Here is a 16,346-nt window from a genome sequence, read left to right as displayed (position 1 = left end):
GAGATGGCGGAACGCCCGCAGAGCCTGCAAGACCTCTTCCTGAACACCGTCCGCAAGCAGAAGATCTCCCTGACGATCTTCCTGGTGAACGGCGTGAAGCTCACCGGGGTCGTCACGTCGTTCGACAACTTCTGCGTCCTCCTGCGGCGCGACGGGCACTCGCAACTCGTCTACAAGCACGCCATCTCGACCATCATGCCGTCGCAGCCGGTGCATATGCACGAGGCGGAAGAGTAGGGATCGACGATTTGGCCGAGTACGAGGAACGGCGCCCGCGCGGACCGATCGAACACAAGGCCGTCGTCACGCGGGCAGGGGTATTCGTGCCGGTGCTGCGGCAGGCACCGAAGCCGTCCGAAGCGGCCGGACAGGACGCGACGCCGCGCGAAGATGCGAGCCGGCTGGAGGAAGCCGTCGGCCTTGCCGCGGCGATCGACCTGGATGTCGTCGCTTCGGCGGTAGTGCCCGTCGCGAAGGCGCGGCCGGCGACGCTGATCGGCGCGGGCAAGGTCGAGGAGTTGAAGGGCCTCGTCGCGGCCGAAGAGATCGGCCTGGTCATCGTCGACCATCCGCTGACGCCGGTGCAGCAGCGGAACCTCGAGAAGGAACTCGGCGCGAAGGTTCTCGACCGGACCGGATTGATCCTCGAAATCTTCGGCCGTCGTGCTCGGACGAAGGAAGGCCGGCTGCAGGTCGAACTCGCGCATCTGAACTACCAGAAAGGCCGGCTGGTGCGCAGTTGGACGCACCTCGAGCGCCAGCGCGGCGGCGCCGGCTTTATGGGCGGTCCGGGCGAGACGCAGATCGAGTCCGATCGCCGGCAGTTGCAGGAGAAGATCGCGCGGCTGGAGAAGGAACTGGAAGCCGTCAAGCGGACACGGACGCTGCACCGCTCGAAGCGAAAGAAGGCACCGCACCCGGTCGTGGCGCTCGTCGGCTACACGAATGCCGGCAAGTCGACGCTGTTCAACGCCGTCACCGGTGCGGACGTGCTGGCGAAGAACCTGCTCTTCGCGACGCTCGACCCGACGCTCCGCCGCATCACGCTGCCGCACGGCACCGAGGCGATCATCTCGGATACGGTCGGCTTCATCTCGGACCTGCCGACGCATCTCGTCGCCGCGTTCCGCGCGACGCTGGAAGAGGTCATCGAGGCGGAACTCGTGCTGCACGTTCGCGACATGTCGAACCACGATGCCTCGGCGCAGGGGGCGGACGTCAACGCCATCCTCGCCGATCTCGACATCGACACCGCGGATGCCGAGCACGTGGTCGAGGTCTGGAACAAGATCGACCTCCTTGACGAGGCCGGGCGTGCGCAGGTCGCGACCGCCGCCGAAACGCGGCGCGACGGGCTCGGCGTCCATCTCGTATCGGCAGTCACGGGCGAGGGGGTCGACGCCCTCCTCGCCGACATCGAGAAGCGCCTCGCCGGCGCGGTCGGCGACGTCGATCTCGACATCCCGGCGAGCCGGCTGCAACTCCTGCAGTGGGTCTATGACAACGCCGCCGTCCACAATCGCGACGACCGCGACGACGGCAGCGTGTCGCTGACGCTGGGAATGACGAGCCAGGCCCGTGCCGAGCTTCGGCGGTTGGCCGGACGCTATCCGGAGATCAGGGTCGCACGCTCGGGCTGATGGCGCTCGAGCGTCTTCGCCTCGACCCAGAGCGCTTCCATCCGTTCCAGCGTGGCCTCGGGCAGATCGGTGTTCTCATCGCGAAGCCGCCGCTCGATGAAGCCGAAGCGGCGGCGGAATTTCGCGACACAAGCCTTCGTCGCCGCTTCCGGATCGATCTCGTTGAAGCGGGCCAGGTTCACGACGCTGAACAGGAGGTCGCCGAGTTCGGCCTCCATCGCCGGCTTGTCGGCGGCGGCGGCTTCGGTACGGAACTCCTCGATCTCCTCGGCGATCTTCGCCAGGATCGGCTCCGCCGCATCCCAGTCGAAGCCGACCGTCGCCGCCTTCTGCTGCACCTTCAGCGCCTCGGTCAGCGCCGGAAACTTGTTCGGCACGCTGTCCAGCAGTCCCGTCGCATCGGATGTCGGGCGCGGACGCCAGTCCTCCGGTATCGCCGCGTCGCCGTCCGCCGCCACAGCCTGCGCAGCCGCTCGGCGCGCCGCTTTCTCAGCGCGCTCCTCCGCCTTGATGCGCTCCCATTGACCCTTGGCCGAGCGAGCGGTGCGCGCCGACACGTCGCCGAAGACGTGCGGATGCCGGCGGATCATCTTCGTGGTGATCGCCTTGACCACGTCCTCGAACGTGAAAAGCTGCGCCTCGGCCGCCAGTTGCGCGTGGTAGACGACCTGCAGCAGCAGATCGCCGAGCTCCTCGCGCAGGTCCTCGGCGTCGCGTCGCTGGATCGCGTCGGCAACCTCGTAGGCTTCCTCGATCGTGTACGGCGCGATCGTGTCGAACGTCTGCTCGATGTCCCAAGGACAGCCGTCATCCGGCGAACGCAGCGCGCGCATGATCTCCACCAGCCGTCCGATGTCGCGCGAAGCTTCCATCCGCAATCCCTTGTCGTGCTCGCAGCGCCTAGACGGGCCGCTATCAATCACTGTCTTTCCTGGACGCGAGGCGAACCGCAAGCGCGGTACACGGCGAGGAGCTGGTTGGTTCACAAGGGAAGGGTGCTCGCCGGGCAAAGCGTACGGCGGTCCAGCTCCATCCGCATACTCAACATTAAAGTTGCATAATATAGATTATGGAACATAGCTGATCGGCGGATGGCTGGGAGGTGGTAGCGCTGGCCTTGCGCTCGCAGCTTCCGGCATCCGCACCGCTAGGCATTCTCGGTTCGCCCTCGCAACGCATCATGCCACGGTGCCGAGCATGCGTGGATATCGCGTTGATAGAAGATCGCGACGCCTTCGCTTCCGATAGTCGCAAGGTGTCCGGCATTCTCTTGCCGTGCGACTGCAACGGTATCGCGCTGGATGTTTAGGAGCATCCCAGCCTCACGATCCGTCCCGCATAGGTTCAGTTTACGAGTCCGCGAAGCTCAGTCGATCGGGAACTCCAGCACTAGTCCGTCGTAAGCCGGCCGGATATGCGGCGGCAGTTCCGCGCACAGACGCTCGTAGTCGAGCGGCGTGTGCATGTGCGTGAAGGTGCCGAAGGATGCACCGAGCCGTTCCAGCCAGCCGAGCGCCTGCTCGACCGAGAGATGGCTCGGATGCGGCTTGTATTGCAGGCAGTCGATGACGATGTGCTGCGCTCCACGCAGCGCTTCGACCGCGGCCTCCGGGAAATCGCTGACGTCGCTGCAATAAGCGAAGTCGCTGAAGCGGAAGCCGAGCGAGTGGATGCTGCCATGGATCTGCCGGATCGGCAGGAACGGCACCGGCCCACCCAGCCCGTCGATCGTGGATGGTTTGCCGGCGTACAATTCGCGGCGCACGGCGATCGGCGGATAGCTGCTGCCCTCGGCCCGCTCGAAACAGTAGCGGAAGCCCTCCAGCACGCGGCTGTAGGTGGCGTCGTCCGCATGGACCGGCACCACGCGCCGGCAGTCGAGCGCGAAACTGCGAAGGTCGTCGATGCCGTGGATGTGGTCGGCATGCGCGTGCGTCAGCAGTACGGCGTCGAGGTGCGAAACGCCGACCGAGATGATCTGCTGGCGAAGGTCCGGTCCGCAGTCGATTAGGACGTTGGTCGTACCGCCGGCGGAGATGCGCTGGACCAGAGCGGCGGCGCGCAGACGGCGGTTGCGCGGATTGTTCGGATCGCAAGCGCCCCAGTCGCCGGTGATCCGCGGCGTCCCGGGCGACGAGCCGCAGCCGAGGATCGTCACCCGCAGGATGTCGCTCAAGCCGCGCCTCGGGGATCCGGCACCTTGGAGAACAGCCGGAAGAAGTTGTCCGTCGTGATCCGCGCCATTTCTCTGACTGGCAGGTCCTTCGCTGCCGCCAGGGCTTCCAGCGTGCGCACGACGTAGGACGGCTCGTTCCGTTTGCCGCGATCCGGCGGCGGCGCGAGGTACGGCGCGTCGGTCTCGACGAGCAGCCGGTCGAGCGGCACCTGTCGCGCGATCGCGCGGAGTTCGTCCGAGCGCTTGAACGCCAGGATGCCGGAGAACGAGACGGTGCCGCCGAGTTCGAGGCCGCGCAGCGCGAGTTCTTCGCCCGAAGCGAAGCAGTGCAGGACGAAGCGGAAGGGCCCCTGCCCGCTCTCCTCGGTCAGGATGTGGATCATGTCCGCGTCGCATTCGCGTGCGTGGATCACCAGCGGCAGTCCGGTTGTCCGCGCCGCGCCGATCTGGCGGCGGAACACGCGCTCCTGCACGTCGCGCGGCGCGCGGTCGTGGAAATAGTCGAGGCCGGCTTCGCCGATGCCGACGACCTTCGGCTCGGCGGCGATGCGGAGGTATTCGTCCGCCCCCATCTCCGGCTCTTCGGCAGCGCTGAGCGGATGCGTGCCGATGGTCGCGTAGACGTCGGGATACCTTTCGGCCAGCTCGCGAAGCCGCCCGAACTTCGACGGGCGCGTCGAGATCGTCAGCATGGTGCGCACGCCTTCGGCCCTGGCCCGCTCGATCATCGCGTCCCGGTCCTCGTCGAAGTCCGGGAAGTCGAGATGGCAGTGGCTGTCGACCACGTACATTCAGGCGGCGTCCGGCTCGACGTAGCGCGGGAAGACGCCGGTCGGCGTCGGCAGCGGGCGGCCGGGCACGAGGGCGACGTCCGGCGTCAATTCATCGAAGCTGCGCTCGTCCGCCTCGACGCCGAGAAGGTCGAGCAGCTTCGCGGCGCTGGCCGGCATCACCGGCTGCAAGAGGATCGCGACGCGGCGCACCGTTTCCGCCGTGACGTAAAGCACGGTCGCCATGCGCGCCGGATCGCTCTTGCGCAGCGCCCACGGCTCTTGCGACGCGAAGTAGCGGTTCGCGTCCGCGACGACTGTGACGATCGGCGCCAGCATCGCATGAAGCTCCTGCCGGTCGATGGCCATGCGGGCGGTGGCGAGCAGCTCCGTCGCCGCGCGCAGCAGCGTCTCGTCGGCCGGCCCCAGCGCGCCCGGCTGCGGCACCGCCGCGTCGCAGTGCTTCGCGATCATGGAAAGCGAGCGCTGCGCGAGGTTGCCGAGGTCGTTCGCCAGCTCGGAGTTCGTACGGTTCACGATCGCCTCGTGCGAGTAGTTGCCGTCCTGGCCGAACGGAACCTCGCGCAGCAGGAAGTAGCGGAACTGGTCGAGGCCGTAGGTCGAAACGAGCGCGAACGGGTCGATGACGTTCCCGACCGACTTCGACATCTTCTCCCCCTTGTTGAAGAGGAAGCCGTGCGCGAACACCCGCTTCGGCACTGGCAGGCCGGCGGACATCAGGAAGGCCGGCCAATAGACCGCGTGGAAACGCACGATGTCCTTGCCGATAACGTGGAGGTCGGCCGGCCAGAAATCCCTCCGCTCGCCGTCCTCCAGAAAGCCGGTCGCGGTCAGGTAGTTCGTCAGCGCGTCGACCCAGACGTACATCACATGACCCGGCGCGTCCGGCACCGGAATGCCCCAGTCGAAGGTCGTGCGCGACACCGAGAGGTCGCGCAGCCCCTGCTTCACGAAAGACACGACCTCGTTCCGCCGCTCGGCGGGACCGATGAAGTCCGGGTTCGCCTCATAGTGCGCGAGCAGCCGTTCGGTGAAGGCGGACAGCTTGAAGAAGTAGCTCTCCTCCTCCACCCACGTCACCGGCGTGCCGTGCGGGCCGAACCGGGTGCCGTCCTCGCGAAGCGTCGTCTCGTCCTCGCCGTAGAACGCCTCCTCGCGCACCGAGTACCACCCGCCATAGGTATCCTTATAGATGTCGCCGGCATCCGCCATGCGGCGCCAGATCTCCTGCGAGGCGCGGTGATGCCGCTCCTCGGTGGTGCGGATGAAGTCGTCGTTCGAGGCGTCCAGCACCTCGGCCATGCGCTTGAACTCGGCCGAGTTCCGGTCGGCCAGCGCCTCCACCGGAATGTCCTCGTTCCGCGCCGTCTGCAGCATCTTCTGCCCGTGCTCGTCCGTACCGGTCAGGAACATCACGTCGTAACCGTCCAGCCGCTTGAAGCGGGCGATCGCGTCGGTCGCGATCAGCTCGTAGGCGTGGCCGATATGCGGCCTGCCGTTCGGATAGGAAATCGCCGTCGTGATGTAGAAGCGCTCGGCCATGGACTCGTCGATCGATCACTCGTGTCGAGCGTCGTATAGGCGATCGATCCCCTGCCCTCAATGCGCCTCGGGCGAGCGATCCGCGGCGAAACGCTTGGCGAAATGCGTCAGCAGCAGTTGCCGCCGGTCGAGGTTGTAGAGCAGCCCCTCCCGGAACCGCTCGGCTTCATTCTGCCAAAGCGCGGCGAGACTCTCTGCCCTCGGCAGGTCGCCGGCAGCGGACGCCCGCTCGCTTTCCGCCGCCAGACGCGAGAACAGGCTGGAGACCGCGAGCTCGAAAGCGGTTTCCCGGTCCTTCTGCGTAAGCTCGTCGGCGAGCGCCTGGATGCCGTGCCATTCCGGTTCGCGCGTGCCGAGCAGCGAGTCGAGCCGCTTCTCGGTTTCCAGCCCGCCGCTCGACAGAAGCTGGATAGCATCGCGCACACTACCGTTCGAACGCTGGGCGGCCGCGCGCAGCTCGTCACGCGTCACCCCGATTTCGAGCGATTCCAGCACGTCCACCGCGACGTCGAGACAAAGCGGTTCCAGCCGGATGACGCGGCAGCGCGAACGGATGGTCGGCAGCAGTCGCCCCGGCAGGTGATTGACGATCAGGAACAGGCAGCGGGCGGGCGGCTCCTCCAGCATCTTCAGGAGCGCGTTCGCGGCGTTGCGGTTCATATCGTCGACGGGATCGACGATGGCGACGCGCCACTGGCGCGAGCCGGAGGTCGTCTGGAAGAAGCGATTGAGCTTGCGCACCTCGTCGACGGTGATCTGGGTGCGGAAGCCGCCGCGATCCGCCGGCGGGCGGACAATATGCACAAGGTTCGGATGCGATCCGGACGCCACCTGCCGCGCCAAGTCGGCCGCCGCCGCATCACCCCCCTGCGCCGCCAGAAGCTCGCGCGCGAAGGCGAAGGCGAGCGTCGCCTTGCCGCTGCCGCGCGGCCCCTGCATCAGCCACGCATGGTGCAGCCGATCCGATTGCCAGGCTTGGCGAAACTGCGCGACGGCTTCGCCGTGCCCCAGCACCCGCGGCGTTTCGGCCGGCGAAGGAATGCCCGGCAGCGTGTCGTGCTGCTCCAGGCCGACGAGTGTCGGCATCATATGATCGAGTCGTCGCCCAGCATCGAGCTGCGTTCGAGCCGCTGCCCGTCCAGCCGGTCGTGGACGAGAAAGGCGATCTCCTTGGTGACATCGTCCACGCCGCGCGAGCCGTCCACCACGACGCAGCGCTGCGGCTCGCGCTGCGCGAGATCCAGGAACGCCTGTCGCCGGCGCTGGTGGACGGCGAGATCGTCCGCCTCGAACCGGTCGGGACCGGCGCTGCCGCGTCTTTCGCGGGCTCGCGCGACGCCGGTTTCCGCCGGAACGTCGAGGACGATCGTCAGGTTCGGCACGGTGATTCCGACCGCGAGCTTCTCGAGCAGCGCGATCAGGTCGGCATCGACGCCGGCGAGGCCCTGATAGACGCGGGTGGAATCGTGGAAGCGGTCGCAGATCACGGTGCGGCCGGCATCCAGCGCGGGGCGGATCAGCGACGCGACGTGATCCGCCCGAGCCGCCGCGAAGAGGATCGGCTCGAGGTCGGGATCGCCGCTCGAACGGGCCGCGCCGGAAAGCAGGACATGGCGCAGCGCTTCCGCGCCTTCCGAGCCGCCGGGCTCGCGCGTCGTCACCACGTCCATCCTTCTGGCACGCAGACGTTCCGCAAGCCGCGCGATCTGCGTCGACTTGCCTGCGCCTTCCCCGCCCTCGAAGGTGATGAAGAAGCCGCTCACGACGGGGCAAGGGCGCGGGTCAAAGCGCGCGGATCCAGCCGAGGGCGAGTTCCTGCGCGGCGTCGAGCGCCCTCCCCGCGAAACTGCCTTGCTCCACTTTCGTCGCGGCGAAGACGTCGTGCACCACGCTGACGCTGTCGTCGATCGTCACCTCGATCCGCCCGACCTTCTGTCCATCCTCGATCGGCGCGCGCAGCGGCCAGTCGTAGGCGACGCGCGCCTTCACGCGTTCCGGTTTGTCGGTCGGCACGAAGGCGACGAGCGGCTCGTGCGTCACGATGTCGATCTCGGGCTGCAGGCCGCCATAGATAGACGCCTTGCCGACCCGCGCCCCGGCGTCGAACAGCACGTCGCGGCGAAAGGCGCTGTTCGACCACTCGATCATCCGCCGGGCGTCGTCCTGCCGGTCCTTGATGGTCGGCAACCCGCCGAGGATCATGAACGTCTTGCGTCCGTCCTGCTGCGTGACGCCGACCATCGAATAGCCGCCGGCCTCGGTGAAGCCGGTGCCCATCCCCGTCGCGCCGAGCTCCTGCTGCAGCAGCGGATTGCGGTTGCGCTGCGTGATCTTGTTCCACTCGAACTGCGGCTCGGAATAGATGCGGTAGAGGTCGGGATGCGCCTCCTCGATATGGCGGGCGAGCGTGGCGAGATCCCTCGCCGTCACCTTCTGGCCCGGCGCGGGAAGCCCCGTCGGGTTGACGAAGGTCGAGCCCGCGAGCCCGAGCTGCCGCGCGCGGTCGTTCATCAATCCGGCGAAAGCCTCCTCCGAACCGGACATGCCTTCGGCAATTACGATGGCCGCATCGTTCGCCGCCTGCACGATGACGCCGCGAATGAGCGCGTCCAGCGGCACCTGCGATTTCAGCTTGGCGAACATGGTGGAGGCGCCGGACGGCGCGCCGCCGGTCCGCCAGGCGTGGTCGCTGACGGGAAAGGTCTGGTCGAGCCGAACCTTGTGCTTGTCGACGGCCTCGAAGACGACCTCCATCGCCATCAGCTTCGCCAGCGATGCCGGCGGAAACGGCTTGTCGGCATTCTTCTCGAACAGGATGGCGCCGGTCTCGCCGTCCATCACCAACGCCTGCGCCGCCTTGGTGTCGCGCGGCGACCAAGGCTCGGCGGCCATGCCGGCCAGCGCGCCCGCAAGCAGCATCGCGCCCGTCAGCAGCAGGTTCCGGCCGAGGCATCTGATCGTGGTCATGGGGCGGGCTTCGGCAGGTCGGCGGCGTCGCGCGCAAAGTACCTCATATCCGCCCGACTGCGACAGGAAAACTTGGGAACTCAGTCGCGCAGGACGAACGCGTCCCCTGCCCCCGCCTGCCACGCCTCGCGCAGCACCACATCGACATCCACCGAGGCCGCCGTCTCGAGCACGTAGGAGGTCGCCTTCCCGTCCGGATCGGCGACGAGCCGCCCGTATTTGTCGGCGACGGCGCGCACGGCGGCGAGAGTCGCCGGATCGCCCAGCACGCCGATCTCGATCCGCTGCGTCGTCTCGCGCGCGCCGAGCATCGAGCCGATCGCGCCGGCCGCGCCGTTCGTCGGCTTGGCGACCGCCGGCGCATAGGATGCGACGATGAGGTTCGACGGATCGAACCGATGAGGCTTGGTTGCCGGCGTGGGAACGCCCTGGCTCCCCTGGATGATCGAATCGATCGTCGTCTGGCCGGAAGCAGCGCCCGGTACGGGCCGGACACCCGGCAGCGCGGACGACGGCTGCGCGCGGCCGAAGACGCGGTCGCCGCGCGGCGCCGTTTCGTTCATCGCCAGCATCACTCCCGACGGCAGGCCGTCGTTGACGGACGGCGCGACGTTGCCGGGATGGAAGCTCGCCATCAGCATCGCCGTGTCGTCGCCTTCCAGCGGCGCGCGGCCGATATAGTCGAGCTTCACCTTCGCGGTGCCGTTCGTCTTGTAGCCGAGAAGCTCCGCCGCTTCGGACGAAAGATCCATCATCCGGTCGGAGACGTAGGGGCCGCGGTCATTGACCCGGACCACGACATTCGCGCCGGTGTCCATGTTGGTCACGCGGGCGTAGGACGGTAGCGGAAACGTCGGGTGAGCGGCCGAAAGGCCGAACATGTCGTAGACTTCGCCGTTCGCGGTGAGCCGGCCGTGGAAGCTCGCACCGTACCAGGACGCATTGCCGACCTTCGAATAGCCCGGCTGCTCCTTCGGATAGTACCACTTGCCGGCAACCTTGTAGGGCCGGCCGACCTGGTCGCGGCCGCCGCCCTTCGGAACCCTGCGCAGATCCGTGACGCGTGGGCTGGCCTTCACGCCGTACTTGGCTTCCGTGAAGCGCTCGTTCGGATCGCTCTTGATGCGGTCCGCCTTCGCGTGCCCCGCCGGCTCCGCCTGGCAACCCGCAAGCGACACGACGGCGAGAAGGCCGAATGTCACAACCGACTTCCGCCGAAGCGCCGCTCCTGTCGTCTGCATCCTGCCTGCCCTCGCTACGCCATACCGCTTGCCGTGCCGAGGCCCAGCAAACGCCCCATCCCTCGCCGAAGGACGTTACCAACCCTTTAAAAACCCCCGCAACCACGTCACACTTTCTGCTTATTTCGCTTTTTGCGGATGCGGAATATTGACTGTGGCATGCCAATCACACCATGGCGAAAGTGTGGCGAGACTTGGCCGGGCGACATCTGAATGGGAGGCGCTCCCGTACAAAGCGCTGTGAAATCGCGCAAAGGCAACGACTCAGAGTGCAAATGGCGGCTAGAAGCCTCATAGTGCAGTCGAATGGCTCCGAAAATGCGGACACCGTGACGCCGCGATTCGGCCGCAATTTGCGTTGCACGAGGCGTAAATTCACGAATTGTTACAATTCACACCTACACGTCCGGCGCTAAGCCGAAGAGTTCTACAGTTCATGTTCGAGGTAGGTCTCGATCGGCTGGTTGCCCAGCACCCGGCCTGTAGCCCCAAGCCGAACAAGCTAGCTTTAGCCAAACGAAAGGGTTGGTGCGCCGAGCCCGGCGCGGAACGCGTCCTCGTCGGGGAGGCATATATATGCCTCCTCGCTCTCGTTGTGCCCGGCGGGTGGAAAACGGTGCCGTTGGCCGCGGTTCAAACCAAACGCTCCGAAGTGACGATCCGACACCGGATCAAGCACTATGGCATCAGCCGACAGTCCTGCCCCCGGTTCACCGCGCGAAGTGAATATGCTGGCAGTTGAAAATCGTCCGTCATGACGATTTCGCAAAGCCTGCCAAACTCCGGGTTGAGGAATGGTCGGCCGCTGAGTTTCGCCGATATATGCAGAGTCTAAACGTAACGCCCGCCGACTAATCGGAGCTGTTCTTTGACAGCTTTTGCTTCGGCATCGGGAAATTTCGCCAGGAAGCGGTCGAGTACTTCAGCCGCCCGGTCGGCAAGATCGGGGGTCAGACGGGTGTCGACCGGAGAGTTCTTGGCCTGCTCCGCCGCAGCCAGTCGCAGTTCTAGGAGTACGAATAAAGCTTCGATTTTCAGGTGCGTCATGCGTGTTCGCTCCCGATCCGTTACATCGTAAAATCCTGCGTCATTTGAGCTAATTGAGCGCCTAATTCCTTAACGAACGGTTAATCGTCGAAAGCAATACATTGGCTGCTTGAATTAATTGAACGTCAAGGTAGATTGCTCAGTGAATTTTACACAGCGTCCAGTGAGCAAACATGATCAAATTCTAAGACTACACCTTTTGCATTAGGTATGGGATTATTCGCCTAACTCTGATGAGCCTCGAACGTATCGGCAGCTAGTCTGTTTCGCTCAGGGACACAGGTGAATCGCGACCTTCGCGACGCCCTATTCGATGCTGCAAACAGGACGGGCGTGACGCCGAACGAGTTCGGGATTGCCGCTGCCGCCGAGAAGCTGATCGCCGACTACCGCAGTCGTTCCGGCGTGTTCTTCTCCAACGACTTCGGGACGATCGACGTCCAGTCGCCGAAGCCGGCGCAACGCCCGAGGTCCGCGCCGCAACCCGAGACGGAAGCCGCGTGATGAGCTACATTTTCGGCGGCAACACTTGGTAGACGGTCGCAGACTTGAAGCGCCAGCACGCGGCTGGCGAAGCGGCCTTGCGGCAGGTTGTCTACCGCTCCCGATAGTGGCGCCGTACATGTGCCACAGCCCGCGCCCCGCAGCGCGACGTCGGCGGCAACGTCGCCAGCCAGGCTAGGCGCGATAAGCGTTTCCGCGTTGCCGCAGGGCGTTCAGGACGCGGCGGGCACCGTTTCGACTTTCTAAGTCGCGGGCGCTTCGGCACCCGACGAGGCAGTGAATAAGCCGGCGGACATCGTAGAGCCTCGCGTTTGGGATGACGAGCGGACGAACCGACGATATCCGACTATATGCTTGGCAACGTTGCGGAAACACCATTGGACTGGCGGATGGGGTGGGATTCGAACCCACGAGGCGGTTACCCGCCCGCCGGTTTTCAAGACCGGTGCCTTCAACCGCTCGGCCACCCATCCGCGAGGGGATGTCCCGAGGCAGCCGGGCTGCTGGCCGGCGGAGCGCCCCGGCGGACATCCTGTCGGCGGTCTTATCGCTTCGTCGCGCGATGCGTCAACGCGGCACCGGTGGAACGGTGCGGCATCCCCGCCGGTTCGGACTTGAAGCCGGCTGTCGCCGTCAAGATATCCCTCCGACGCGCCGCCGACCGGCGGAAAGTCGAAAAATGGACGAGGCATGATGCGGATGTCGAACATCGAACCGAACATTATCGATCCGGGAAAGCCGGCGGTGCCGCCGGGCGGGCTGCCGCCGACGATCGATCCGGACGACGACGGGATTGCGGAGCCGGACGACATCAAGGAACCGGATTCCGATGCGCCTTCGATCGAGCCAGATCCAGAGGAAGGCGGTGGCGCGACCCCGGTGATCCGCACCTGAAGCCGCACCGCCCGCGTGGGCGGGCGGCGCACCGTTAGCCTCAGGCGATGGTGAAGATGGTCGCGCCGGTCGTGGCGCGGCTTTCGAGGTGGCGGTGCGCCTCGGCGGCCTGCTCCAGCGGGTAGCGCTGATCGATCCGGATCTTCACTGCGCCCGAGGCGATGACGTCGAACAACGCGCCCGAACTTTCCTCGAACTCCCGTCGGTCAAGCGTGTAGCCGAACAGGCTCGGGCGCGTGACGAACAGCGAGCCCTTCTGATTCAGGATGCCGAGGTCGAAATCCGGCACCTTGCCCGACGACTGCCCGAAGGCGACGCACATGCCGCGTGGCTTCAGGCAATCGAGGCTCTTCAGGAACGTGTCCTTGCCGACGGAGTCGTAGACGACGTCGCATTTGCGGCCGCCGGTGATCTCCTTCACCCGCTCTACGAAGTCGTCGTCGCGGTAGTTGATGACGTGGTCGTAGCCGTTGGCGAGCGCGAGTTCGCACTTCTCCGTCGACCCGGCGGTGCCGATCACGGTCGCGCCGAGATGCTTGGCCCACTGTCCGGCGATGAGGCCGACACCGCCCGCCGCGGCATGAAAGAGCAGCGTCGTTTCCGGCCCGACCGGAAAGGTGCGACGGAGCAGGTATTCGGCCGTCATGCCCTTCAGCATCGCCGCGGCGGCGGTCTCGAAATCGATCGCGTCCGGCAGGGCGGCGGCCTGTTCGGCCGGCACCAGCACCAATTCCGCGTAGGTGCCCTTGCCGGCGGAATAAGCCACCCGGTCGCCGGGTTTGAAGCGCGAGACGCCTTCGCCCACTTCGGCGACCGTTCCCGCGCCTTCCTTGCCCAGAACGAACGGCACGGTCTCGGACTTGTAGAGGCCGGTCCTGAAATAGACGTCGATGAAGTTCAGGCCCGCCGCCGACTGGCGCACGAGGATTTCGCCCGGCCCCGGCCGTCCGGGATCGTGGTCCTCATAGCTCAAAACCTCGGGGCCGCCGATCGCCCGCGCGACTACCGCCTTGCTCATCCGATCTTCCTTCCCTTCGCGCCGATGCGGTCGGCGAACTGCAGCACAGCGCCGATGGCGAGGAGATAGAGCCCCGTCAGGACGATGCCCGTCGTGGCCCATGCGGGAGGGTCGAAATCGTAGAAGATCGCGATGGTGGACAGCACCGCCCAGACGGCGGTGACGCCGAGCGTCAGGCCGCGCAGCCGCTTCACCCGCGTCGGGTGGACGAATTTGATCGGCAGGAACGTCGCCACCGCGCAGAACGCGACGAAAAGGAACGCGGTGACGCTGCTCGGCTGCAGCGCGAAGAAGGTGAACACCACCATGTTCCAGGCCACCGGAAAGCCCCGGAAGAAGTAGTCGTCGGTCTTCATCCGCGTGTCGGCGTAGTAGATGGCGCTGGTGATGACGATCAGCGCCGCGGCGATGAACGACAGCGTCCCGCCGATGATGCCCGACTGGTAGAGCGCGAAGGCGGGAATGATCACGTAGGTCGTGTAGTCGATGATCTGATCGAGCACGTCGCCCGACCAGTTCGGCAGCACGCGGCGCACCTCGGCCTTGCGCGCGATCGGGCCGTCGATGGCGTCGACGAACAACGCGACGCCGAGCCAGGCGAACATCTTCCACCAGTTGTGCTCGGCCGCCGCGATGATCGACAGGAACGCCCAGAACGCACCGCTCGCGGTCAGGAGATGGATCGAGAAGGCGCGCCATTCGTCGAACCGGGATACGCGACCGCCGCCCTCCGCTTCTTCCCCTTCGGCCGGTGGGCCCGAGCCGTCCATCACCATTGTCATCGGTCCCGTCATCCGTATCTCACGGTGCCAGCAGCAAACGCGGGGAATCGCCGGCAGTTCAACCCCGGCGCGTCGCGCACGGAGTTCTTACGTGAGCCAGCACAAACGGGAAATAGCGGTGGTCGGCGGCGGCCTGGCCGGATACTGCGCGGCGATCGGCTTCGCTGCGCAAGGTTTCGAGACGACGCTGCTCGCCCCGAAGCCGCTTCGGGAGGACCGTCGCTCCACCGCGCTGATCGGTTCGTCGGTCGCCTTCCTCGACCGGATCGGCGTCCTCGAACGGATCATGCGAGCCGGCGCGGCGCTGACGCGGATGCGGATCGTCGACGATACCGGCCGGCTGCTGCGCGCCCCGACGGTGGAGTTCGACGCCGCCGAGATCGGCATCCCGGCCTTCGGCTACAACGTCCTGAACCTCGATCTCGCTTCCATCCTGGCGGACCGGGCAGGCGAACTCGGCGAACGCCTCGCCGTGATCGACACCGGCGCGACCGGCATCGCCATCGAGCCCGACGCGGTGGATGTGACGCTGGCGAACGGCGACAGCTTGCGCGCCTCGCTCGTCGTCGGCGCGGATGGAAGGCGGTCGGTGGTGCGGGGAGGCGCGGGCATAAGGTCGCGCGATTGGTCCTATCCCCAGACCGCGATCGTCCTGAACTTCGAGCACGAGGTCGACCATGCCGACCTTTCCACCGAATTCCACACGCCGACCGGGCCGTTCACGCAGGTGCCGCTGCCGGGTCGCCGCTCCTCGCTCGTCTGGGTGGAGCGGCCCGAGATCGCCGAACTCGTTGTCGACCTCGCGCCGGAACGTCTGGCCACGATGATCGAGGAGCGGATGCATTCGATTCTCGGCAAGGTCGAGGTCGATGGGCCCGTGCAGGCTTTCCCGCTGCGCGGTTCCGTCGCGCAGCGGCAGACGGCGCCGCGCGTCGCGCTGATCGGCGAGGCCGCCCACGTCTTTCCGCCGATCGGGGCGCAGGGCCTGAACCTTGGCCTGCGGGATGCGGCCGCGATCGTCGAGGCGGCGACGACGGCGCGCGACGATCCCGGTCGGCAGAGCGCGTTGCTGCGATTCGAGACGAGGCGTCGGACCGACGTGCTGAGCCGCACGGCCGGCGTCGACGCCTTGAACCGTTCGCTGCTTTCCGACTTCCTGCCCGTCCAGGCGCTCCGCTCCGCGGGGCTGGCAGCGATGTCGGCGCTGCCGCTGCTGCGGCGCTTCGCGATGCGCGAGGGTGCCGCGCCCGGAGCCGGGCTGTTCGGCCTGCCGGAAGCCGTGCGGGCAGGTTTCTCGTCGCGGCCGTGAGGCCCTTAACCCGGCTCTGAAACGGTTCCGCTAGAATGGGCGTCGGGCAGGCCGGCGCTCTGGCGCCGAAGCTTGCGCAGGCCGCTTGGGACAGCCATCTTGTCTGATACGATGCAAACCGCGCGCTTCTTCATCGGTCAGGTCGTCCGGCACCGGATCTTTCCGTTCCGGGGCGTGATCTTCGACGTCGATCCCGAGTTCGACAACACGGAGGAATGGTACCAGTCCATCCCCGAGGAAGTCAGGCCGCGCAAGGACCAGCCCTTCTACCATCTGCTCGCGGAAAACGCCGAAACCGAGTACGTCGCCTATGTCTCGGAACAGAACCTCGTCGCCGACGACAGCGGCCACCCGATCCGGCACCCGAATGTCGGCGAGTTCTTCGACGGGCCGGTAGAAGGCGTCTACCGCTTGAAAGGCCAGCACCGGAACTGA

At 66.3% G+C, this 16,346-nt stretch carries 17 protein-coding genes and 1 tRNA gene; 6 read left to right on the top strand and 12 right to left on the bottom strand.

Annotation, left to right across the window (positions count from 1 at the left end; all coding sequences use genetic code 11):
- Positions 1-3: 3 nt before the first annotated feature.
- Both hfq and hflX read left to right on the top strand, forming a co-directional pair.
- Positions 4-237: an RNA chaperone Hfq gene (hfq, locus tag F6X38_RS02725; protein WP_150968018.1), complete on the top strand. Its 234-nt coding sequence runs from the start codon at positions 4-6 to the stop codon at positions 235-237.
- Between the two features lie 11 nt (positions 238-248).
- Entirely contained in the window at positions 249-1,640 is a 1,392-nt protein-coding gene (gene hflX, locus F6X38_RS02720) for a GTPase HflX (RefSeq protein ID WP_150968017.1), read from the top strand.
- Here hflX and mazG read toward each other — a convergent pair.
- From mazG to F6X38_RS02675, 9 genes are all read right to left on the bottom strand, one after another.
- Positions 1,607-2,512, bottom strand: a complete 906-nt coding sequence (gene mazG, locus F6X38_RS02715; RefSeq protein ID WP_150968016.1) for a nucleoside triphosphate pyrophosphohydrolase — start codon at positions 2,510-2,512, stop codon at positions 1,607-1,609. The genes hflX and mazG overlap by 34 nt on opposite strands.
- 494 nt (positions 2,513-3,006) lie before the next feature.
- Positions 3,007-3,816, bottom strand: a complete 810-nt coding sequence (locus tag F6X38_RS02710; protein ID WP_150968015.1) for an MBL fold metallo-hydrolase — start codon at positions 3,814-3,816, stop codon at positions 3,007-3,009.
- A complete protein-coding gene (locus F6X38_RS02705) occupies positions 3,813-4,607 on the bottom strand; it encodes a TatD family hydrolase (protein WP_150968014.1) in 795 nt (264 codons plus the stop codon). The genes F6X38_RS02710 and F6X38_RS02705 overlap by 4 nt, the downstream gene beginning before the upstream one ends.
- Positions 4,608-6,149, bottom strand: coding sequence for a methionine--tRNA ligase (gene metG / locus F6X38_RS02700; protein ID WP_150968013.1), 1,542 nt, complete (start codon positions 6,147-6,149; stop codon positions 4,608-4,610).
- A gap of 57 nt (positions 6,150-6,206) precedes the next feature.
- Entirely contained in the window at positions 6,207-7,235 is a 1,029-nt protein-coding gene (locus F6X38_RS02695; RefSeq protein ID WP_246191165.1) for a DNA polymerase III subunit delta', read from the bottom strand.
- The gene (tmk, locus tag F6X38_RS02690) at positions 7,235-7,912 is read right to left on the bottom strand and encodes a dTMP kinase (protein WP_150968011.1); all 678 of its coding nucleotides are present in this window, start codon (positions 7,910-7,912) and stop codon (positions 7,235-7,237) included. The genes F6X38_RS02695 and tmk overlap by 1 nt, the downstream gene beginning before the upstream one ends.
- Positions 7,913-7,931: 19 nt before the next feature.
- A complete protein-coding gene (locus tag F6X38_RS02685) occupies positions 7,932-9,116 on the bottom strand; it encodes a D-alanyl-D-alanine carboxypeptidase family protein (protein WP_246191164.1) in 1,185 nt (394 codons plus the stop codon).
- Positions 9,117-9,196: 80 nt separating this feature from the next.
- A complete protein-coding gene (locus F6X38_RS02680) occupies positions 9,197-10,318 on the bottom strand; it encodes a septal ring lytic transglycosylase RlpA family protein (RefSeq protein ID WP_246191163.1) in 1,122 nt (373 codons plus the stop codon).
- An 870-nt stretch (positions 10,319-11,188) separates the two neighbouring features.
- Entirely contained in the window at positions 11,189-11,404 is a 216-nt protein-coding gene (locus tag F6X38_RS02675) for a hypothetical protein (protein ID WP_150968009.1), read from the bottom strand.
- 333 nt (positions 11,405-11,737) lie between these two features.
- On the opposite strand from F6X38_RS02675, the gene F6X38_RS23240 reads away from it, so the two are divergent.
- Positions 11,738-11,908: a hypothetical protein gene (locus F6X38_RS23240; protein WP_161992594.1), complete on the top strand. Its 171-nt coding sequence runs from the start codon at positions 11,738-11,740 to the stop codon at positions 11,906-11,908.
- 383 nt (positions 11,909-12,291) lie between these two features.
- Here the strand turns inward: F6X38_RS23240 and F6X38_RS02670 are convergent.
- Positions 12,292-12,381: transfer RNA gene (locus tag F6X38_RS02670), tRNA-Ser, on the bottom strand.
- Between the two features lie 226 nt (positions 12,382-12,607).
- On the opposite strand from F6X38_RS02670, the gene F6X38_RS02665 reads away from it, so the two are divergent.
- The gene (locus F6X38_RS02665) at positions 12,608-12,802 is read left to right on the top strand and encodes a hypothetical protein (protein ID WP_150968008.1); all 195 of its coding nucleotides are present in this window, start codon (positions 12,608-12,610) and stop codon (positions 12,800-12,802) included.
- Positions 12,803-12,842: 40 nt separating this feature from the next.
- Here the strand turns inward: F6X38_RS02665 and F6X38_RS02660 are convergent, their stop codons facing one another.
- Both F6X38_RS02660 and pcsA read right to left on the bottom strand, forming a co-directional pair.
- Positions 12,843-13,820, bottom strand: a complete 978-nt coding sequence (locus tag F6X38_RS02660) for a quinone oxidoreductase family protein (RefSeq protein WP_150968007.1) — start codon at positions 13,818-13,820, stop codon at positions 12,843-12,845.
- Entirely contained in the window at positions 13,817-14,596 is a 780-nt protein-coding gene (pcsA, locus tag F6X38_RS02655; protein ID WP_246191192.1) for a phosphatidylcholine synthase, read from the bottom strand. Before pcsA ends, F6X38_RS02660 begins: the two co-directional genes overlap by 4 nt.
- 97 nt (positions 14,597-14,693) lie before the next feature.
- On the opposite strand from pcsA, the gene F6X38_RS02650 reads away from it, so the two are divergent.
- Positions 14,694-15,911: a UbiH/UbiF family hydroxylase gene (locus F6X38_RS02650; RefSeq protein ID WP_202617928.1), complete on the top strand. Its 1,218-nt coding sequence runs from the start codon at positions 14,694-14,696 to the stop codon at positions 15,909-15,911.
- Positions 15,912-16,022: 111 nt separating this feature from the next.
- Entirely contained in the window at positions 16,023-16,346 is a 324-nt protein-coding gene (gene hspQ / locus F6X38_RS02645) for a heat shock protein HspQ (RefSeq protein ID WP_202617925.1), read from the top strand.

Source organism: Plantimonas leprariae (genome assembly GCF_008802405.1).
Lineage (GTDB): Bacteria > Pseudomonadota > Alphaproteobacteria > Rhizobiales > Rhizobiaceae > Plantimonas > Plantimonas leprariae.
Note: the sequence above shows the minus strand (reverse complement) of the source record. Positions and strands in the feature narration are given on the sequence as shown.